The organism is Allomuricauda sp. d1 (assembly GCF_039592695.1).
GTDB lineage: Bacteria > Bacteroidota > Bacteroidia > Flavobacteriales > Flavobacteriaceae > Flagellimonas_A.
Genome location: NZ_JBBUTK010000003.1, coordinates 491,289 through 511,931 on the forward strand (window position 1 = coordinate 491,289; position 20,643 = coordinate 511,931).

The 20,643-nt window shown below is 42.1% G+C and carries 21 protein-coding genes; 9 read left to right on the top strand and 12 right to left on the bottom strand.

Going from position 1 to position 20,643, the window contains the following annotated elements; all coding sequences use genetic code 11:
• Window positions 1-162 precede the first annotated feature (162 nt).
• Together AAAH86_RS13960 and pheS are read left to right on the top strand one after the other, a co-directional pair.
• The gene (locus AAAH86_RS13960; protein ID WP_343488264.1) at window positions 163-870 is read left to right on the top strand and encodes a hypothetical protein; all 708 of its coding nucleotides are present in this window, start codon (window positions 163-165) and stop codon (window positions 868-870) included.
• Window positions 867-1,886 (top strand): phenylalanine--tRNA ligase subunit alpha, encoded by a 1,020-nt coding sequence (gene pheS, locus AAAH86_RS13965; RefSeq protein WP_343488265.1) that lies wholly within the window; start codon window positions 867-869, stop codon window positions 1,884-1,886. Before AAAH86_RS13960 ends, pheS begins: the two co-directional genes overlap by 4 nt.
• A gap of 2 nt (window positions 1,887-1,888) precedes the next feature.
• Here the strand turns inward: pheS and AAAH86_RS13970 are convergent, their stop codons facing one another.
• Genes AAAH86_RS13970 through AAAH86_RS13980 form a run of 3 tightly spaced genes read right to left on the bottom strand, consistent with a single transcriptional unit; the run spans window position 1,889 to window position 3,517 of the window.
• Window positions 1,889-2,386, bottom strand: coding sequence for a YciI family protein (locus AAAH86_RS13970; RefSeq protein ID WP_343488266.1), 498 nt, complete (start codon window positions 2,384-2,386; stop codon window positions 1,889-1,891).
• Window positions 2,374-2,853, bottom strand: coding sequence for a CYTH domain-containing protein (locus AAAH86_RS13975; protein ID WP_343488267.1), 480 nt, complete (start codon window positions 2,851-2,853; stop codon window positions 2,374-2,376). Before AAAH86_RS13975 ends, AAAH86_RS13970 begins: the two co-directional genes overlap by 13 nt.
• The gene (locus tag AAAH86_RS13980) at window positions 2,840-3,517 is read right to left on the bottom strand and encodes an NAD(P)H-binding protein (RefSeq protein ID WP_343488268.1); all 678 of its coding nucleotides are present in this window, start codon (window positions 3,515-3,517) and stop codon (window positions 2,840-2,842) included. The genes AAAH86_RS13975 and AAAH86_RS13980 overlap by 14 nt, the downstream gene beginning before the upstream one ends.
• Before the next feature lie 27 nt (window positions 3,518-3,544).
• Here AAAH86_RS13980 and dinB point away from each other — a divergent pair, with 27 nt between their 5' ends.
• Complete coding sequence (gene dinB / locus AAAH86_RS13985; RefSeq protein WP_343488269.1) at window positions 3,545-4,648, top strand: DNA polymerase IV; 1,104 nt, start codon at window positions 3,545-3,547, stop codon at window positions 4,646-4,648.
• Between the two features lie 42 nt (window positions 4,649-4,690).
• The gene (locus AAAH86_RS13990; protein ID WP_343488270.1) at window positions 4,691-5,287 is read left to right on the top strand and encodes a TetR/AcrR family transcriptional regulator; all 597 of its coding nucleotides are present in this window, start codon (window positions 4,691-4,693) and stop codon (window positions 5,285-5,287) included.
• 32 nt (window positions 5,288-5,319) lie between these two features.
• Here the strand turns inward: AAAH86_RS13990 and AAAH86_RS13995 are convergent, their stop codons facing one another.
• From AAAH86_RS13995 to AAAH86_RS14030, 8 genes are all read right to left on the bottom strand, one after another.
• Window positions 5,320-5,724: a hypothetical protein gene (locus AAAH86_RS13995; protein ID WP_343488271.1), complete on the bottom strand. Its 405-nt coding sequence runs from the start codon at window positions 5,722-5,724 to the stop codon at window positions 5,320-5,322.
• A 34-nt stretch (window positions 5,725-5,758) separates the two neighbouring features.
• A complete protein-coding gene (locus AAAH86_RS14000) occupies window positions 5,759-6,307 on the bottom strand; it encodes a carboxymuconolactone decarboxylase family protein (protein ID WP_343488272.1) in 549 nt (182 codons plus the stop codon).
• Between the two features lie 274 nt (window positions 6,308-6,581).
• On the bottom strand, window positions 6,582-7,430 hold the full coding sequence (locus tag AAAH86_RS14005; RefSeq protein WP_343488273.1) for a helix-turn-helix domain-containing protein: 849 nt from the start codon (window positions 7,428-7,430) through the stop codon (window positions 6,582-6,584).
• A gap of 64 nt (window positions 7,431-7,494) precedes the next feature.
• A complete protein-coding gene (pyk, locus tag AAAH86_RS14010) occupies window positions 7,495-8,937 on the bottom strand; it encodes a pyruvate kinase (protein ID WP_343488274.1) in 1,443 nt (480 codons plus the stop codon).
• 1 nt (window position 8,938) lies between these two features.
• Complete coding sequence (locus AAAH86_RS14015) at window positions 8,939-9,442, bottom strand: IPExxxVDY family protein (RefSeq protein ID WP_343488275.1); 504 nt, start codon at window positions 9,440-9,442, stop codon at window positions 8,939-8,941.
• A 161-nt stretch (window positions 9,443-9,603) separates the two neighbouring features.
• Window positions 9,604-10,332, bottom strand: coding sequence for a ribonuclease III (rnc, locus tag AAAH86_RS14020; protein WP_343488276.1), 729 nt, complete (start codon window positions 10,330-10,332; stop codon window positions 9,604-9,606).
• A gap of 12 nt (window positions 10,333-10,344) precedes the next feature.
• A complete protein-coding gene (gene fabF / locus AAAH86_RS14025) occupies window positions 10,345-11,595 on the bottom strand; it encodes a beta-ketoacyl-ACP synthase II (RefSeq protein WP_343488277.1) in 1,251 nt (416 codons plus the stop codon).
• A gap of 98 nt (window positions 11,596-11,693) precedes the next feature.
• A complete protein-coding gene (locus AAAH86_RS14030) occupies window positions 11,694-11,927 on the bottom strand; it encodes an acyl carrier protein (protein WP_010519573.1) in 234 nt (77 codons plus the stop codon).
• A gap of 124 nt (window positions 11,928-12,051) precedes the next feature.
• Here AAAH86_RS14030 and AAAH86_RS14035 point away from each other — a divergent pair, with 124 nt between their 5' ends.
• The 4 genes from AAAH86_RS14035 to AAAH86_RS14050 are packed head-to-tail and all read left to right on the top strand — an operon-like array spanning window position 12,052 to window position 16,159.
• On the top strand, window positions 12,052-12,618 hold the full coding sequence (locus tag AAAH86_RS14035; protein WP_343488278.1) for a phosphoribosylglycinamide formyltransferase: 567 nt from the start codon (window positions 12,052-12,054) through the stop codon (window positions 12,616-12,618).
• Window positions 12,611-13,246 carry a ribonuclease H family protein gene (locus tag AAAH86_RS14040; protein ID WP_343488279.1) on the top strand — a complete coding sequence of 212 codons (636 nt, stop codon included), beginning with the start codon at window positions 12,611-12,613 and terminating at the stop codon, window positions 13,244-13,246. The genes AAAH86_RS14035 and AAAH86_RS14040 overlap by 8 nt, the downstream gene beginning before the upstream one ends.
• Window positions 13,247-13,285: 39 nt before the next feature.
• On the top strand, window positions 13,286-14,218 hold the full coding sequence (locus tag AAAH86_RS14045; RefSeq protein ID WP_343488280.1) for a PfkB family carbohydrate kinase: 933 nt from the start codon (window positions 13,286-13,288) through the stop codon (window positions 14,216-14,218).
• A gap of 42 nt (window positions 14,219-14,260) precedes the next feature.
• On the top strand, window positions 14,261-16,159 hold the full coding sequence (locus tag AAAH86_RS14050; protein ID WP_343488281.1) for an amidophosphoribosyltransferase: 1,899 nt from the start codon (window positions 14,261-14,263) through the stop codon (window positions 16,157-16,159).
• Between the two features lie 666 nt (window positions 16,160-16,825).
• Here the strand turns inward: AAAH86_RS14050 and AAAH86_RS14055 are convergent.
• Window positions 16,826-17,434: a superoxide dismutase gene (locus AAAH86_RS14055; RefSeq protein ID WP_343488282.1), complete on the bottom strand. Its 609-nt coding sequence runs from the start codon at window positions 17,432-17,434 to the stop codon at window positions 16,826-16,828.
• Window positions 17,435-17,537: 103 nt separating this feature from the next.
• On the opposite strand from AAAH86_RS14055, the gene AAAH86_RS14060 reads away from it, so the two are divergent.
• Complete coding sequence (locus AAAH86_RS14060; protein ID WP_343488283.1) at window positions 17,538-20,642, top strand: UvrD-helicase domain-containing protein; 3,105 nt, start codon at window positions 17,538-17,540, stop codon at window positions 20,640-20,642.
• Window position 20,643: the final 1 nt, after the last annotated feature.

Consider the following 20,643-nt stretch of genomic DNA (forward strand, 5'->3'; position numbering starts at 1 on the left):
TAGCATAAAAAGCCAATGTTAAAACTGCATTGGCTTTTTTCGTCCTCACTATTTTGATGGATACCTTTACGCAAATAACCTTGGGGCAAGCCCAAGAGATATAAAAAGAAATCCTTATCATAAATTTCGACACAAGTGTCGGAGTATTTTAAATCTCAACTATTGAGTAAAAAAGTAAAATTTTTGGCACTTTCAGAATTTCCAAATGACTCAGGGCCCATTTACCTAGAAACTGTTGAGGGCCGTTTTCCCGTTGAACCATGGAACACCTACAGCAACCTCATTTTTGTGGCCATTCTTGTTTATTGGGGCTTGAAAGTCTATAAAAATCCGAAACAATATCAGTTTTTGGCTTGGGTCTTTCCTATCATAGCCATCAGTTATGTAGGCGGAACCATATACCATGCCACTCGAAGTGCAGAACTCTGGTTGTTGTTAGATTGGGTACCCATCATGGTGCTCTGCATCGCTTTGATCATCTATTTTATATTCAAGATTGTGGACCAATGGTGGCAACGTTTGCTTTTTATGGTCTTGCTTTTCGGAGCTTCTTTTTTACTTCGGATATTGCCCTTGCCAAACCAGCTTCGTATTTCATTGGGCTACGTGATTACAGCGATGACGATTTTACTGCCCATCGTCTGGTATTTGGCCAAAACCCATTGGAAAAATGTAGGGCCAGTGCTCATTGCCTTTGCCATTTTTGCATTGGCAGTATATTTTAGAAGCATCGACAGACAAGAGATTTTGCCCATGGGCACCCATTGGCTCTGGCATTTTTTGGGTGGTATTTCCGTACATTTTTTGATTGCCTACATTTATAGGGACAATTCACTAAATTTGTCCGCTCGCAACGAAAGCCGGCCATGATCGATACCATCAAAGAACATATAGAGAACGTTGAAAACTTCAATGCGACCTCTAAAGACGAAATAGAGGCGTTCCGCATCAAATATCTGGGCAAAAAGGGGCTTTTGAACGAATTCTTTGCCGAGTTCAAAAATGTGCCCAATGACCAGAAAAAATTATTTGGTCAGACCATCAATCAATTGAAAACGGCAGCAACCGAAAAAGTCAACGGCTTAAAGGCAGCTTTGGAACACCAAACTGAAACCGCAGGAAAATATGGTGACCTCACCCGCCCCGGCAAACCTATAGAGATTGGTTCAAGACATCCCATATCCATAGTCAAAAATCAAATCATCGATATTTTTTCTCGAATTGGTTTCAATGTTTCTGAAGGACCTGAAATTGAAGATGATTGGCACAATTTCACTGCATTGAACCTACCAGAGTACCACCCGGCTAGAGACATGCAGGATACTTTTTTCATTCAGACCGACCCTGATATTCTACTGCGTACGCACACCTCAACGGTTCAAGTACGCTATATGGAAAACAACAAACCGCCCATACGAACCATCTCCCCAGGGCGTGTCTACCGCAACGAGGTGATTTCGGCACGTTCGCACTGCTTTTTTCATCAAGTCGAAGGATTGTATGTGGACAAAGATGTTTCTTTCGCCGATTTGAAACAAACCCTACAATATTTCACCACCGAAATGTTCGGGAAGTCAAAAATCAGGCTGCGCCCTTCCTATTTTCCATTTACCGAGCCCAGTGCCGAAGTTGATGTGTATTGGGGGCTTGAAAATGAGATTGATTATCGCATGACGAAAGGTACGGGCTGGTTAGAGATTATGGGGTGCGGCATGGTCGATCCCAATGTTCTGAAAAATTGTGGCATTGACCCTGAAGTGTATTCAGGTTTTGCCTTTGGTATGGGCATTGACCGTGTAGCCCTACTGTTGCACCAAATACCCGATATTCGTTTGTTGAGTGAAAATGATGTACGGTTTTTGAAACAGTTTAAATCAAGTCTCTAACTTCAGCGCAGCGGAAATCCTTTCGCCGCCCACCATGGATGTACTTCTATTTCTAGCCGACCTGCTTTCACCATAGGGTCGAGATTGGCGAGGCTATCCGCCATTTTCAAGTTGGGTACATTGTAAATGGTAATACCGCGAATATCACCATCATCACCAAAAGGGCCTGAGATACTGGCATACCCGTCAACATACATCTTTTTTAGATGGGCCAAGTGAGCATTTTGTAGGCTGTCAAGCGTTTCTTTAGGCTGGTCCCGATTCGGGCCGGTCTTTAAAAAAGCAATGAAATACTGTTGCATCAGTATGGTGTCATTGGTTTCCGCATCAACATAATCAAAGGTTTGATAACCCTCGGCGGTAAGCTTCTCCTTGATTTCTCGAATGTATTTTTCCTTTTCTCCTTCTTCCGACACTGTCTGTTCCAGCCCCTTGGGTGCTTCTTGGCAAGCAAGGCCCAATAGCAAAAGAAGAACTGCTGCTTTTTTTAATCTTTCCATTGGTTATAGGGTTTTATCGCTAATTGTGAGTTGTAATATTTTGTTTCACCGGTCACCTCTTTGCCCAGCCATGGTGGTTTTTCAAAGTGTTCATCCTCATGTTCAAGTTCAATCTCAGCCAAGACAAGACCTTTGTTCTCGCCCATAAACTCATCTACTTCAAAAATATGATTTCCTTGTGGTACTTTGTGGCGTACCTTTTCGAGAATATGGCCTTCGCACAAATCAATCAAATTGACCGCTTCAGCATGGGGGATCCCGTGTTCCCATTCAAAACGTGAAGTGCCAGAGTCATTGCTCGCCCCTTTTATGGTCAAGTAGCCCTTTTCACCACTGATGCGAACCCTGACCGTGCGTTCGGGATGTGTGTTCAAAAAACCTTGCACCATTCGGTTTTGCACAGTGGCTTCCGCTTTGTACGCATCAGAGGTAACCAAAAATTTTCGTTCGATTTCAAGGTGCTCCATGCTTGGCCAGCTGTTTTATGGTTTCTGAATCGATTCGTTCTTCCTCATACCTATTGTTCGCCAACCAAATCATCGCCGTTGCAATATCTTCGGGGGCGATCATTCGATATTTTCGCAACGGCCCCAATAGTAGAAAATCCAAAACTCCCATTACTTTTTTAAAGAAAAGTTCTTTGGGCCTTTTCTCATCACGATGCCCGCCAATCAATGCGGGTTGAACGATATGCGTTTTTTCGATTTTCAATTCTAGAACGGCTTCTTCCATTTCGCCCTTTGTACGATTGTAGAACAATGAGCTTTTTGGGTCTGCGCCTAAGGCTGAAACAATCACGATGGTTTTTATGCCATTCTGCTTGCACAATTGGGCGGTGGCGATAGGTATTCCGTAATCAACCTTACGATAGGTGTTCAAATCTGGTGTTTTGGCTTGGGTACTGCCCACACAGCAGAACACCTCATCACCATGGAAATGGTCACTGAAATTTTCCAGCTTAAATAGGTCGCCCAAATGAGTTTCAAGCTTCGGATGCTGTATGCCCAACTTCCTTCTAGAGATGGCAACAATTTTTACGTAGCGTTCATCTTTCAAAAGCAAATCCAACAATATGCCTCCAACCAGTCCTGTCGCTCCTAAAACAATTGCTGTCTTTTCTTTTTTCTCCATCCTTTTAAATATACCCTAATTTTGAATATGGATTTTGATTTTCCACTCCGAAAAATCATTCATGTAGACATGGATGCCTTTTATGCTTCCGTTGAACAGCATGATAATCCTGAATTGAAGGGGAAACCCATTGCCGTGGGTGGTGGCTCAAAACGGGGGGTGGTCTCGGCAGCAAGTTATGAGGCCCGAAAATATGGGGTGCGAAGTGCCATGGCGGGCTATATTGCCCAACGCAACTGCCCCGATTTGATTTTCGTCAAACCTCGGTTTGACCGATACAAAGAAGTTTCGCAACAAGTACGGAGCATTTTTTTTGAATATACCGATTTGGTAGAGCCGCTTTCGTTGGATGAGGCCTACCTTGATGTCACAGAAAACAAAAAAGGGAATCCCTCGGCGACCCTCATTGCCAAGGAAATCCGTCAAAAAATCTTGGACAAAACGGGGCTGACAGCATCCGCAGGCATTTCCATCAACAAATTCATTGCCAAGGTCGCCAGCGATCACAACAAACCCAATGGTCAGAAAACCGTAAATCCGGAAGAGGTCTTGTCTTTTTTAGAAGATTTGGACATACGAAAGTTCTATGGGGTCGGAAAAGTGACCGCAGAAAAAATGTACAAATTGGGCATTTTCACGGGCAAGGATTTAAAAGAAAAACCGCTTGAATTTTTGGATGCCAACTTTGGGAAAAGCGGAAAGTTCTACTACAATGTGGTCAGGGGCATTCACTTAAGTGCCGTAAAACCACAACGCATTCCGAAATCGGTCGGTGCCGAGCGCACGTTCAGCGAGAATTTGAGCAGCGAAATCTTTATGCTTGAAAAGCTGGAGCATATCGCCGAAGAGCTTGAAAGACGTTTGCAAAAGTCAAAAATTGCAGGAAAAACCGTTACCCTGAAAATTAAGTACAGTGATTTCACCCTACAGACCCGCAGCAAAACCTTGCCCTATTTTATTGCCGAGAAAGCACTGGTTTTGGAAACGGCGAAAGACTTGCTCTATCAATCCCCATTGGAAAATTCTGTGCGGCTGTTAGGTATTTCGTTGGCCAACCTGAACACCGAAAAGAAAAAAGAACTGCCCAAAAAGCAAGAGACCATTTCTGTACAACTAAAGTTTGATTTTTAGAAAAATTTGCCAGACAGACCGTTCTGTTATAATTTTATGCACATGACCAAATCAAACATTGCCCTGCACATTGTCAAAACCGCCGGAAATCTTTTCTATGCGAACGGGTATAATTCTACCGGAATCAACGAAATCATCGAGAAGGCAGCTATTGCGAAAGCCACCCTTTACGGTCACTTTAAATCAAAGGAAGATATTTGCATTACCTATCTTGAGCTACGCCACACTGAATTCATTGCAGCTTTGAAGAATTATATCGACAGTAGAGTATTGGGGGCGCCCCAACTGCTCGCAATTTATGACCTGTTGCTTGAAAACTATCGAGAAAAAGGTTTTCATGGTTGTTGGGGCATCAAAATTTATGGGGAACTTCCGTCAGACAACGACAAGATAAAAGCTGTGATTCAACAGCAGAAAAAAGATTTACTTCTTTTTTTGGGTGAGTTGGTCCGCAGAAATTTTATCAATGTCTCAAACGCCGAGGTTGAGAAGATATCGGGTGGCATTTACCTGCTCTATGAAAGTGCCATCACAGAAAGTCATTTGCATCAGGCTGATTGGCCCATCCACCTTGCCAAAAAAATGGCAATTTCGTTGTTTCAGGGTATGCAAATGGTACAAAAAAGCCCTGGCTATTGACCAAGGCTTTCTCATGGCGAACATCGTGTTCTTTATTCAACCGTAAGTGTATTGTCAGTTGATGTTGGGTTCAAAGGGCAAAAATATACGTATTCGCCTTTTTCCAATTTGGTCGGATTTGACGTTTGCACTGCATCGGTCTCTACAGGTGCGGTCACATAAGCAGTCTGAATATGGTTTTCGGGTTTGCTGATGTCATCTCCTTTTTTTACCAAAACAAAGCCAACTTGGTGGTCTACCCCGCTGTTTTTAATTTCAAAAACATAAGTTCCTTCACTGACAGTCAGGTTTTTTTGGGTAAACTCCCCCGGTGTTTGTTCCAAAGAGATGGTTTCAACAGACTTGTCGGCCATCTTGTCTTTCATCATTTTGTCTTGTGCCTGTGATGCGAACACGGCACCGATAACAAAAACTAAGGTTACAATTACATTTTTCATTTTTAAAAGGATTTATAGTTATTACTGTTTTTCATTAGGCTTCAACTGCTTCCAACGGTTGTGCCACTGGAAAATCTACAGACACTTCGGTTGTGTTATTAATGTAGTTGGATATGGTCTTGTCTCCGACCAAAACGATGGTGTCAATAAGATTTTCCTTTGTCCATCCGGCATCAAAGAAATTGTCCAAAACCGTTGTATCTGTTTTTCCACGGTTCTCAGTAATGTTCTTTGCCAATCTTGCCAAAGCGTCAAGTTTGTTATCGAAAGATGCCCTACCAGCTCTTAGCTCCAATATCTGGTCTTCGGTGAAACCGTTCATTTTTGATATGGCGGTATGGGCAGAAAGACAGTAAAGACAGTTGTTGACCTCACTTACTGCAAGGTTTACCACTTCTTTTTCCTTGGTTTTCAAGGATGTTTTGGCATTTGACAGTGCCAAATAGTTTGCCAATGCATTTTCAGAATGTGCATAGGTGGCAAAAAGGTTGGGAACAAAGCCGACGGCCTTTTCTAAATTGTCGAACAGCGCTTGGTTGTTGCTGCTTACTTCTTCTTTTTTGGGTACATTGAATGTGCTCATAATAGTTGTTTTTTTAGATTAAAATTGATTTATAAAAGGTTTTTCGGCATCACAATAAAAGTCGTGGTGATGTCTCTCTTTACAGTGGCTTTCAGATACCAAGTGAATAGGTGTTGACCGTTTTATGGTACTCTTGAAAATCGTTATGAGATTGAATATTGATGGTGTTTTTGTATGCATCACTTGCTTGTTTTTGATTATTACAATGCAAAGATGAATTGAAAAAGAAGGCAAGGGTTAGGCACTATTTCCCGATGGCTTGCACAAATTTCCCTTATGCCGTCAAAGTTTTGTTTTCACGGTATTCAGAAGGGGTTTTCTCAGTCATTTTCTTAAAAAAGCGACTGAAATGGGCCGGGTCGTTAAAACCAAGCTCATAGGCGATTTCTTGGTTTTGTTTATCGGTGAAATGAATGAGTCTTTTTGCTTCCAACGCCAGCCGCTCCAGTATGATCTGCTGGGGTGATTTTTGATTGTAGATTGAAAATAGGTTCGATAGAGTCTTTGGCGACTTAAAGAGCATATCGGCATAGTCACTGACCTTTCTTTTGGTCTTATAATGTATGTCAACCAGAAAATTGAACTTTCTGATGGTATCAATTTGCTCATTCTTCAACGATTGAACAATATGCTGGTCTTTGGCAAGGCGGGTCGTCATGATAATGAGCCTTTTCAGAAGCATTTGCAGCATATCACCCTGTATCTTATCAGGGGTTGAAAACTCTTCTGCGAAGATTTCATACCATAAATCATAACGCCTTTTTCGTTCTGGAAGAATTGTCACTATGGGAATGTCTTGGGTGCCAAAAAACAGAATTCCGTTGCATGAGACTTCGCTGTCATGGTCATTGATACAGTAAAACTCACGGTTGAACAAAATCGCCGTGATGGGAAGTTTTGAGTCTTTAAACGAAACATGGTGAAGATAGGTCGTGGTGACCAGTTGGCCGGGTTTCAAGATAATTTCTTCGCTGTCAATCCTTAAAGAAGTTGGCTCGTCCTGTCTGTTCCATAAAAACTTTATGGTACCATCAGTGGTGGAAAAATCAGATTCGTGACCTTTTATATCATCGGTAAACCCAAGTACAGCCCCCAATTTCTTGTCGAGAAACTCTTTTTTCATTCCCTATTGTTTGATGCTCTACGGCTTAGTCAATCAAAGGTTGTGTTTCTTACACAGCAAAGAATCAAAAACTACAGCTCTCTATCTCGGTAACGCGAAGTGTATTTACCATCCCCTTGTCTTTGATGGGCATTGCAGCAAGGCTTACCAGCATGTCGCCCACGTCAAGAAAACCCTTTTGACATGCAATGCGGTTTACATCTTCAATGGTTTCATCGGTAGATACGTACCTGTCATAATAAAAGGCTTTTACGCCCCAAAGTAGATTTAACCTATTGAGTATGCGTCTATTTGATGTGAATACCAAAATATGGGCACTGGGCCGCCATGCCGAAATCTGAAAAGCAGTATACCCACTGTTCGTGAGTGTTGAAATAGCCTTGGCCTGAATTTCATTGGCCATTAATGCAGCATGATAACATACTGATTTGGTAATGTACCTTCTTGTTTTTACATGTGGGGGCGTCTGCGGAACAGAAATTAAGCTCGATCCTTCGACACTCTTTAAAATGCTCGCCATTTTTTCAATAACCTGAACGGGATAATTGCCCACTGATGTTTCACCGGAGAGCATTACGGCATCTGCGCCATCCATGACAGAATTGGCCACATCATTGACCTCAGCGCGCGTTGGTGTAAGGCTGGTTATCATGGTTTCCATCATCTGTGTGGCGATGATGACCGGTATTCTGGCCTTTTTTGCCCGAAGCACCAACTGTTTTTGAATCAATGGAACTTCTTGAGCGGGCACCTCAACACCAAGATCGCCACGGGCCACCATCAATCCATCGCAATACGCCACAATCTTATCGATATTTTCAACCGCTTCAGGCTTTTCGATTTTTGCTATGATAGGGATTTTGTGTTCGGAGTGTTCATCTATGAGTTTTTGCAAATCCATTAAGTCTTGACTGTGGCGCACGAAAGAAAGTGCAATCCAATCTACTTCTTGGGCAATCGCAAATTTGGCGTCCTCGATATCCTTCTCAGTCAAAGCGGGAAGCGAAATGTCAGTGTTCGGAAGGTTTACCCCCTTTTTTGATTTCAATGGCCCGCCTTGAAGTACTTTTGCCTTGACCTCATCCTTGCCATTTGCTGTCACAACTTCAAAAATCAATTTCCCGTCATCAAGCAAGATTCGTTCACCCGGTTTGACATCTTTTGGAAAATTATCGTAATTCATGTAGACCCGCTCGGCATTGCCTTCAAATGATTTTCCTGTGGCAAAAATGATTTCATCATCAGGTGCCACGACCACCTCTGAACCCATCACACCAACACGTAATTTTGGGCCTTGTAGGTCGGCCAAAATTGCAGTGTTCATGTCAAGCTCTTTGTTCAGTTCTCGAATCGTCTTAATGCGGTCGACGACATCATCATAATTGGCATGCGAAAAATTAATGCGAAAAACGTCGGTTCCGGCCAGAATCATTTCTCGCATGGTTTCTTTCTTGCTTGTGGCAGGGCCCAGCGTAGCCACTATTTTAGTTTTTTTCTTTGTTGGCATGTTAAAGTATTAGATTTTTTTTCGACTTTAATATCTCGGTATCGATGCCATAGGCGGTTAAAACCCCTGGGATTTCCTTTAAGCTTTTGAGCGTTTTATCGACCATTCCCGGAATTTCTGTTTCCAATTTTAAAAAATAGTCCACCTCTTTTCGCTCTTCAACCAGATGTCTTGAAACTGTTGCTGTCTCTTGCCCAAAAAGACCAATACTTGAATTGTTCGTCTCGGTTTTACAATGGTTGGCCACTAGCATCCAATAATTATCATTCACGTCATCAGACCATTCAAATGTGGCAAACCAAATGTCATCTTGTAGACACAGATCTTTTTTTCTTCTGGCCAATTGAAGCCCCATCGTTTTGTTCAAGTGATACGCCAACGAAAAATCGTGCACATCGGCGTGCACAGCAATAAGTTCGAAATCTTCAAAATAAAGATCAGCCGATATTCTATGGGTCGTTACCATTAAATAAATGCGAACGGTAAAGATAGCGTTAATACCCAAACTTGTGCATTAAGGATAATGGTTTTGGCGCGAAACACTCAGCGAAAACGTTTGAGTTTACCTTTTTTTAAAGTATAGGTTTATTACAGAACTCATTTAAACTTTTTCAATTGGCCAAAAAATCGCCCTTTTTTGCTTTAATCCAAAAAAATTAAATGAGTTCACATTTTATCTTGAAGCACAAAATAGGCTCTTTTAGAAGCTTTTTCTTCTGCTTTTTTCTTTGATGTGGCACGAGCTTTGGCCAAAATGCGCTCATCTATTGACAGCTTCACGGCAAAATGTTTGATTTCATCATTGCCCGTATCTTCATAAACTTCGTAATTGAAATCCTTTTTTTGCTTTTGACACCATTCAATGACAAGGCTTTTATAGCTGATGACCTTGCCTTCTAACTGTTCAATATCTACATAGGGTTCAATAACCCTATCATTGATGAATTTCTCACAGTAATTGTATCCCCGATCCAAATAAATGGCCCCCACCAAAGCTTCGAAAACATTACCGTGAATATTCTCACCAAAATGTGATTTCGGTATTTTGCTCTCAACATACTTAAGCAGGTTCAGGTCTTTGCCCAATTCATTCAAGTGCTTGCGGCTCACGATTTTGGAGCGCATTTTGGTCAGATAGCCTTCGTCGCCTTCAGGGACCTCTTTGTACAAATGTTTTGAAATGATGGTACCGAGCATGGCGTCTCCCAAAAACTCCAAACGTTCGTAATTCAACGGGTTGCCATCTTTATCCCTCTTGTTGAGGGAACGATGCAAAAATGCTTTTTTGTAAACACGCAGGTTTTTAGGCTTGAACCCCAAGATTTTCTTCATCCCCAAAAAAAAATCCCCATCCTTCTCTGGATGGGAATTGAATATTTTGGATGAAAACTTCATCGCGTTTTCTTCTTAGTTGATTTTTTTGAACAATACGCAGGCATTGTGTCCACCAAAGCCAAAGGTATTGCTCATGGCAACATTGACCTCTCTCTCTTGTGCCTTGTTCAAGGTCAGGTTCAATTTTGGGTCTATGCTTTCATCAACCGTCGTGTGGTTGATGGTCGGGGGAACAAGATTATGCTCCATGGCCAAAATTGAGGCAATTGCCTCTATGGCGCCTGCTGCACCCAATAAATGACCTGTCATTGACTTGGTCGAGTTGATGTTGATTTTGTGGGCGTGGTCGCCAAAAACCTCTGAAATGGCCTTTAGCTCTGCCACATCGCCCAAGGGTGTTGAGGTGCCATGGGTATTGATCGCATCAATATCTTCGGGCTTCATGCCCGCATTGTTAAGGCAATTCTCCATCACCTTAAAGACACCGATACCATCAGGATGTGGGGCTGTCATGTGATAGGCATCGCTGGATAGCCCCCCGCCTGCAACCTCAGCATAAATTTTTGCGCCACGTGCTTTGGCGTGTTCATATTCTTCAAGAATCAGGGCACCGGCACCTTCGCCCAAGACGAAACCATCTCGGGTGGCATCAAATGGCCTAGATGCAGTTTCAGGACTGTCATTTCTTGTGGATAATGCGTGCATGGCATTGAAGCCGCCCATACCAGCAATGGTCACTGCCGCTTCACTGCCTCCTGTGACTACCACATCACAGTGGCCCAGACGAATATAGTTCAGTGCATCGATCATTGCATTTGCCGAAGATGCACAGGCTGATACCGTAGTATAGTTGGGGCCCATAAAACCATGTTTGATGGAAATATTGCCCGGTGCTATATCGGCAATCATTTTAGGAATGAAAAAGGGATTGAAACGTGGCGTGCCATCGCCATTGGCAAAGCCAATGACCTCATTTTGAAAAGTCTCCAGCCCGCCGATACCAGCACCCCAGACAACTCCGACCCTGAATTTATCGACCTTATCAAGGTTGATGCCCGAATCTGCAATGGCCTCATCTGAAGAAACCAGTGCGTACTGCGCAAATGGATCTAATTTACGTGCCTCCTTACGATCAAAATAGTCCTGTGGGTCATAGCCTTTCAGCTCACAAGCAAATTTGGTCTTGAACTTTTCAGTGTCAAAATAGGTGATGGGCGCTGAACCGCTCTTACCGTTTTTGAGACCTTCCCAATAGGCTTTGATATTGTTTCCGATCGGGGTCAATGCGCCCAATCCGGTAACCACAACTCGCTTTAACTGCATTGTATTCGTATTTGACCTATTATCCCCATAAAATAAAAAAAATTATCCACGCAGCATTGCCGCATGGATAATTTAAAAACTTGTTAAGCAAACATAAATTACTTTGCTTCTTCTATATAGCTTATGGCCTGACCAACCGTTGCGATGTTTTCTGCTTGGTCATCAGGGATTTGAATATCGAATTCTTTCTCAAACTCCATGATAAGTTCAACAGTGTCCAAGGAATCTGCACCCAAATCGTTGGTAAAGCTAGCTTCAGGTACTACTTCGTTTTCATCAACACCCAGTTTATCAACGATGATGGCTTTAACTCTTGATGCAATGTCTGACATAGTGATATCGTTTTAAAATTTAATCGAGGGCAAAAATAACAAACTTTAGATTAATTACACCATTTGTCGATAAAATGTGCTGCTTGTTGTGGCATTATCATGTTTGGGTTTAACTTAGCACCGCATGAAAAAACTGGTCATTCTTGCTTCTGGTTCTGGCAGTAACGCTGAAAACATTATCACTTATTTTAAGGACCGTGACGTTGTTCAGGTAACCTGTGTACTGACCAACAAAGCCAGTGCCGGCGTTCTAAAGCGCTGCCAGCGTCTGGCCATGCCAGCCTTTTACTTTAACCGCCACGCCTATGACAACGGCCAATTGCTGAAATTTTTAGCTTCACAAGAAATTGATTTTATCATCTTGGCGGGTTTTCTCTGGAAAATTTCTGAGGATATCGTCAATGCCTATCCCAACAAGATTGTAAATATTCATCCGGCATTGCTTCCCAAATATGGGGGCAAGGGCATGTACGGAAGCCATGTTCATGAAGCGGTAAAGGCAAACAATGAAACCGAAACGGGTATTACCATCCATTTTGTGAATGAAAATTACGATGAGGGAAACATCATCTTTCAGGCAAGAACAAAAATTTCCATGGAAGATACTGCCGAAACCATCGCCGAAAAAGTGCATGCTTTAGAGTATGAGCATTATCCCAAAATCATCGAAAAGTTGTTGGGCAATGGCTAAAAAACCAAAATTTTATGTGGTTTGGAAGGGGAAACATCCCGGTATCTATGAATCTTGGGGTGATTGTAAAGCACAAATTGATGGCATCAAGGGAGCACAGTACAAATCTTTTTCCACTTTTGCCGAAGCCAAAAAGGCATTCAACAGCAATTATCTGGAATACAAGGGCAAGAAAAAAGGAAAGCCGGCGCTCTCACAAGAAGAGTTACTGAAAATTGGCGAACCCAATTACCATTCCATAGCCGTTGATGCCGCATCGAGTGGCAACCCCGGTAAGATGGAATACCAAGGGGTCGACACCAAGACCAAAAAGCGGCTGTTTCACCAAGGCCCCTTTGTAGAGGGCACCAGCAATATCGGTGAGTTCTTGGCCTTGGTACATGGCTTGGCCTTTTTAAAACAGAAGAAAAGTGACCGAATTCTCTACTCTGATTCGCGTATCGCCATCGGTTGGGTGCGAAAAAAGAAATGCGGCACCAAACTCAAAAAGAGCAAAAAGAATGCGAAACTTTTTGAACTTATAGAACGTGCCGAAGATTGGTTAAAGGCCAATCGCTACAACACGCCAGTCGTCAAATGGGAGACCAAGGCATGGGGTGAAATACCTGCAGACTTTGGGCGAAAATAGTTCTATAAATAACGGTATATTTGCACCAAAATTTGCTACATGAGCGAAGGCAAACTCTTGATCGTTGGCACACTGGCCTTTGATGCGATTGAAACTCCATTTGGAAAAACAGATAAGATTTTGGGCGGTGCCGCAACCTTTATTGGCTTGGCCGCTTCACAGTTTAAGGTAGATTCAGCGATTGTCTCGGTAGTGGGCGACGATTTTCCACAAGAATATCTCGATATGCTTTCTGATAGAAATATCGATTTATCAGGTGTTGAGATCGTCAAAGGGGGCAAAACCTTCTATTGGAAAGGCCGATATCACAACGATCTCAATTCTCGTGACACCCTTGCTACTGAGCTGAATACACTCGCAGACTTCAATCCTGTTGTTCCTGAAAATTATAAGGATGCCGATGTGGTCATGTTGGGCAATCTACACCCAAACATTCAAATGAGTGTCATCAATCAGATGAAAAAACGGCCAAAACTGGTCATTCTTGACACGATGAATTTCTGGATGGACAATACTTGGGATGAACTCATGGAGGTCATCAAGCACATCGATGTTCTTACCATCAACGATGAAGAGGCGCGACAAATGACCAACGAATACTCGTTGGTGAAAGCCGCGGTGAAAATACAGGAAAAAGGCCCAAAATTTTTGGTCATCAAAAAGGGGGAGCACGGTGCACTGCTGTTTCACGAAAACCAGATATTTTTCGCCCCTGCCCTGCCATTGGAAGAAGTTTTTGACCCAACAGGTGCAGGTGACACCTTTGCAGGTGGTTTTGCCGGTTATTTGGCCGCAACAAAAAACCTGTCTTTTGAAAACATGAAAAATGCTGTTGTACATGCATCCAATCTGGCATCGTTCAGTGTTGAACGCTTCGGTACTGAAAGAATGCAGCACTTAAAGAATGTTGAGGTCAATAAACGGCTGCAAGAGTTTCAACAACTGACCCAATTTGATATTGATTTGCAATAATGATGTGCCCTGCCTTAAACAGGGCTTTTTTATTTTTAAATAATGAGTGATGCTATTAAGCACGAATGCGGAATTTCATTGATCCGCCTGCTAAAGCCCTTGCAATACTATAAAGACAAATATGGTACAGCCTTTTATGGGGTAAACAAAATGTACCTCATGATGGAAAAGCAGCATAACCGTGGCCAAGATGGTGCGGGCTTTGCCAGTATTAAACTCGATATGTCACCTGGCGAACGGTATATGAGCAGGGTGCGCTCCATTCAAAAACAGCCCATTCAAGACATCTTTGATCAAATCAATAACCGCATCAATTCATCGATTGCTGAAAACCCCCAGCTTTGGGATGATGTACAAACGCAAAAAAAAACCATTCCATATATAGGTGAACTGTTGTTGGGCCACGTTCGTTACGGCACTTTTGGCAAGAACAGTATCGAGAGTGTACACCCTTTTTTAAGGCAGAACAACTGGATGCACCGCAACCTCATCGTCGCGGGCAATTTCAATATGACCAATGTAGATGAGCTCTTCAGCAACTTGGTCGAACTGGGGCAGCACCCTAAAGAAATGGCCGACACCATTACAGTCATGGAAAAAATCGGGCATTTTTTGGACGATGCCGTTGCCAAAATCTATAAGGAAATTAAAAAAGAAGGGTTCAGCAAGCGGGAAGCCTCACCATTGATTGCCGAACGCCTGAACATTGCCAAGATTTTAAGAAAAGCGGCTAAAAACTGGGATGGCGGTTATGCCATGGCTGGATTGATAGGCCATGGTGACGCGTTTGTGCTTCGAGATCCTGCCGGCATACGGCCAACCTACCACTATAAAGATGACGAGGTGGTCGTAGTAGCCTCTGAGCGGCCTGCCATACAAACGGTGTTCAATGTCAAGTATGAAGATGTGGGCGAGTTAGAGCCTGGCCATGCCATTATTGTAAAAAAGAGTGGTGATGTATCTTTCAAGGAAATCTTGGAACCGAGGGAAAGAAAGGCTTGTTCTTTTGAGCGCATTTACTTTTCGAGGGGCAGTGACAAAGAGATTTATGAAGAACGGAAAAATCTGGGCAAGTTTTTGTTTCCACAAATAAAAAAAGCCATCAACGGCGATTTGTTGAATACGGTGTTCTCGTACATTCCGAATACTGCCGAAACTTCTTTCTTTGGTATGGTCAAAGAGGCCCAAACGTATCTCAACAAAAAGAAAGAGGAACAAATTTTAGAACTTGGCCCATCCATCACGCAAGAAAAACTGCATGAAATTCTAGATGTACGGCCTCGAATCGAAAAAGTTGCCATCAAAGATGCTAAATTGCGAACCTTCATTACCCAAGATAGCAGTAGAGACGATTTGGTAGAGCATGTCTATGACATCTCTTACGGTTCGGTCGGGCCGAATGATAATCTGGTCATTATCGATGATAGCATCGTTCGGGGTACCACTTTGAAAAAGAGCATTCTAAAAATGTTGGACCGACTATCGCCAAAGAAAATAGTCGTCGTTTCTTCAGCTCCCCAGATACGTTTTCCTGATTGTTATGGTATTGACATGGCAAAATTGGAAGATTTTATTGCCTTTAGGGCGGCCTTGGCACTGCACAAAGATCGGGGTACCTATAATGTGGTCGAAACTATTTATGAAAAGTGCATTGCCCAAATCGGAACGAAGGACAAAAAAGTCATCAACCATGTCAAAGATCTGTATGCCCCATTTTCAGCTGAAGAAGTCTCTATCAAGATCGGTGAACTATTGAGTCCACAAGATATTAGTGCCGAAGTGCTGATAATTTACCAAACAATAGAGAACCTGCACAGGGCCTGCCCAAAAAATTTGGGAGATTGGTATTTTACCGGTGACTACCCAACCCCTGGAGGCAATCGTGTCGTGAACAGGGCCTTTATCAATTTCTTCGAAGGAAAGAACCAACGTGCCTACTGAGAAAATACCATTCATCGTAAGAAAATTGCTTTTTATCGATGAAAATGACCTTTTACCGTCTTTTTGCTCCCTTGACCAAGCTAGGCTCTAAATTCGAATTGCCATAGCATAAGTAGGTTAAGTTCATGGTAAGATTTGGGGCAAAAAAGGTGGAGACTTCTCCACCTTTTTTATTTCATTAATGCGATGCGTTTGAATTTTGTACTCCTTTTCTTCAGCTTTTATCAAACTTCGTATTGGCCGTCGCATTTCACCCGATTAAACAGGCGTTCGTCTAAAAGCTTTTTCATTTAAGGAACCTTAAAATACATTTGGGTCTACCATAGCATAAGTAGGTTAAGTTCATGGTAAGATTTGGGGAAAGAAGGCGGAGTTAACTCCGCCTTCTTTATGTTTGAAACCCAAGGCATTAATAAGAAAATCCGTTTGAATTTTCTGTCAGAAGTCTTCACCTGTTTCAAAAAAATGTTAAAGTTTCTTTGTTATTTCCCACAATACCAGTAATTTAGTCTTGCCATAGCATAAGTAGGTTAAGTTTATGGTAAGATTTGGGACGAAAAGGGTGGGTTCTTTCCCACCCTTTTCTATTTCCAGAATTTTAACCCAAGACATTAAAAAAGGCCCGATTTTTTGTCGGGCCTTTTTCTTTAAACCTTTTGGGGTGTACTACTTATTCTCGGCGTACAATTTAGAAACTTCATCCCAATTGATGATATTGAAAAATGCCGAAACATAATCGGGTCTTCTGTTCTGGTAGTTCAGATAGTATGCATGCTCCCATACATCCAGTCCAAGAATGGGTTGGCCACCACATCCCGTATTGGGCATCAATGGATTGTCTTGATTTGGAGTGGAGCAGATTTCCAATTTTCCTCCTGGGTGTACACAAAGCCATGCCCAACCAGATCCAAAACGGCTTCCGGCGGCAGAACTGAATTTTTCCTTAAAGCTGTCGAAAGAACCGAAGGCATCATCAATTGCAGAGGCCAGTTCGCCTGAAGGCGTTCCGCCCCCATCGGGTGACATCACCTTCCAAAACAGCGAGTGGTTGTAAAATCCTCCTCCATTGTTTCTTACCGCAGCATTGCTCATGTCCATATTTGAAAGAATGTCTTCAATCGACTTGCCTTCCAAATCAGTTCCCTCGATTGCACCGTTCAGTTTCGTGGTATATCCGTTATGGTGTTTGGTATGGTGGATTTCCATTGTTCGTGCATCAATATGTGGTTCCAACGCATCGTAGGCGTAGGGTAATTTAGGTAGCTGAAATGCCATAATTTATCGTGTTTTTAAGTTATTATTGTTCCATCCCAAAAATACGGTTTTAACATTTAATTTTTTTAAATTATATGTTAACAACATCAATGGAATCAGTATTTTGCGCATAAAAGCACGCATCACGAAAACTTTCGAAATATACAGCGCTTCAGCAGGTTCGGGAAAGACGTACCAATTGACAAAAATCTACCTTTCGCTGCTTCTGAAAAAAAATTCTTTTCGTCTTTACCGACAACTTCTTGCCATCACTTTTACCAACAAAGCGGTAGGCGAAATGAAAGAGCGAATACTCAACAATCTTTACAACTTCAGTCTTGAAGATATCCCCGATCAGAGCAAACCGCTTTTCAATGAACTTTTGGATGAACTTTCATTGGAGCCCAAACAGCTTCAAGAAAAATCGCAAAGCATACTTAAAGAGTTGCTGCACAACTACGCCTTTTTTGAGGTATCGACCATTGACAGATTCAACCACAAATTAATTCGAACCTTCGCCCAAGACTTAAAAATCGCCCAGAATTTTGAGGTGGTGCTTAATACCGATGTCTTGTTGGAAGAGGCCATTGCCAGACTTTTGTCAAGTGCAGGTACCCATAATGAGCTTACCAAAGTGCTCATGGACTTCACCTTCGATAAAATCAGCGACGACAAAAGTTGGAACATCTCATACGATCTTGCTGATATCGGGAAGCTTATTTTTCAAGAGAACCACTACGAGCATCTATCGAGGTTAAAAGAAAAAAATCTGTATGATTTTTTGGGCTTGAAATCAATCCTGCAATCAAAAATTGCTGCACTGCAAAAAAAAATGCAAGGTTGTGCCGACAAGGTTCTGGACATCATTGCTTCGAATGGACTTGAATTCTCAGATTTCTATTCCGGTTATTTTCCTAAGTTCATGAAAACACTCTCAGAAGGGAGCTCTAACATCAACTTCGGCGCTGGCTGGAAACAAGATTTCGAAAATGCCAGGCTGTATGGCAAGAATTCACCGTCAGCAAGTCTCATCGAATCACTGCGCCCAAAATTCACCACTATTTTCAAAACAATCAAAAGCGATTTTGAAGAGGCATCTTTTTTCAGAAATGCCCTGAAAAATGTAATTCCGCTGGCGTTGCTCAATGAAATAACAAAGCAAATCGAAGCGCTCAAGCAAGAACGCAACCTGCTGCCCATATCAGAGTTCAATACCATCATCTCAAAAGAGATCAAGAATCAGCCCATACCTTTTATATATGAACGCTTGGGTGAAAAATACCGGCACTACTTTATTGACGAATTTCAAGATACTTCGCTCATGCAGTGGCAAAACTTGGTTCCGTTGATCGGCAACGCACTTGAAGGTGAAAATGAGCTTGGTGAAAAAGGATCGTTACTTTTGGTGGGTGATGTAAAGCAAGCCATCTATAGATGGCGCGGTGGCAGGGCCGAGCAGTTTTTGAATCTCATCAATCTGAATTCGAATCCGTTTTCAGTTTCAGCAAATGTGGTGTCAATGGCATCAAACTGGCGCAGCCATACTGAAATTGTAAATTTCAACAACAGTTTTTTTCGCCACGCCGCAAAAGCACTTCAGAACAAACAACATCGTGAACTCTATGAAATTGGTTCAAAACAAAAAATCCAAAATAAGCAAACTGGCTGTGTTGAGTTGATTTTTGTCGAAAATGCAAAAGATGCGGAAGCGGACCCTTATTGTGAGCAAACACTGCAATTGATACAAAGCGTTCTTGAAAAGGGTTATGATTATAAAGACATCTGCATTTTGGTACGTAAAAACAAATACGGCGTCACGTTGGCCAATCATTTGGCACACCATAATATTCCAATAGTATCGTCTGAGTCTTTGCTTCTCAAAGAAAATCCAAAAATCTTGTTCTTGGTTGCCTTTTTGAGATATTTTCATGATGAAAGTGACCAATATGCTTTTTATATGGTGCTCTCATCTCTTGCCCCCAAGAAAAACCATCATGAATTTATCTCGGCATATCTAAATGCCCCTAGAAAGTTTTATTCGGATTTTGAGATTGATTCGGAAAGTTTAAAGAAATCCACCACCTACAATATTGTTGAATGGCTCGTTGCCAAATTTTCACTCTCCAGTGGTTCTGAAGCGTTCGTCCATCAGTTCCTCGAGATGGTTTTTGAAGTTGAAAAAAAAGACGGTACAGGTATTTATCAAGTATTGCAGCATTGGGAAGCCAATGTGCATAAGCTTTCCATAACCGCCCCAGAGCACATGAATGCGGTAAAAATAATGACCGTTCACAAGGCAAAGGGTTTAGAGTTTCCTGTCGTGATTTTTCCCTATGCAGACTCCAAAATTATTGATTCGCGCAATAAAAAGATATGGATTGACATTGAAGAGGAAGATTTGGCAGCTTTTGATGAGTTGCTGTTTGACTATGGTAAGCTTCTCGGTGAGAGAGAGGGCCGTGCCAAGAACGTTTATCAGACCGAGCAAGAAAACTTAGCGCTAGATGCCTTCAACGTGCTTTATGTCGCAATGACAAGAGCCATCAGCGCTCTTTTTGTGATTACGGCCAAAATTGATGAAAAAAAAGCACTCCAAAATGATAGTTATTCCGCACTCTTTATTGATTACCTCAAGCATCTAGCAATGTACGACCAAACAAAAAGCGCATATCGATTTGGCCATTTGCTTCCTCCCGATAAAAAACAAAAAGAGCATTCGCTTTCTGAAGAAGTTTCCTTCGAATCCTTCTCAACGCAATTGCCCAACTCAGTATCTAAGGCCTCTGGCAGTTTTGAGAGCGAGGCCACCCGTTTTGGCGAGCTTTTTCACAATTTCATGTCTAAAATCGATGACAAACACGATGCTGAACAAGCGATTGATGCACTCAAAAGTGGCAACGCTTTATCTTTGGAAGAAGAGAACTTTTTGCGAAGCTCTTATCTTAAGATTATAAGTCATCCTGAAATCAATGGCTATTTCAAAACTGTTGGCCATGTTTATAATGAAAAAGACATTCTGCATCCTGAACTGGGCATTTTAAGGCCTGATAGAATCGTTGTAGAACAAGACAAAGCAACGCTGATTGACTACAAGACCGGTCAAAAATCCCCGGCACACAAGCAACAGATGCAACGATATGCATCCGCTTTGGTTGACATGGGGTTTGAAATCGATAAAAATGTACTCATTTATTTCAGCAGCAAAAACATTGAACCTGTTATTTTTTAAA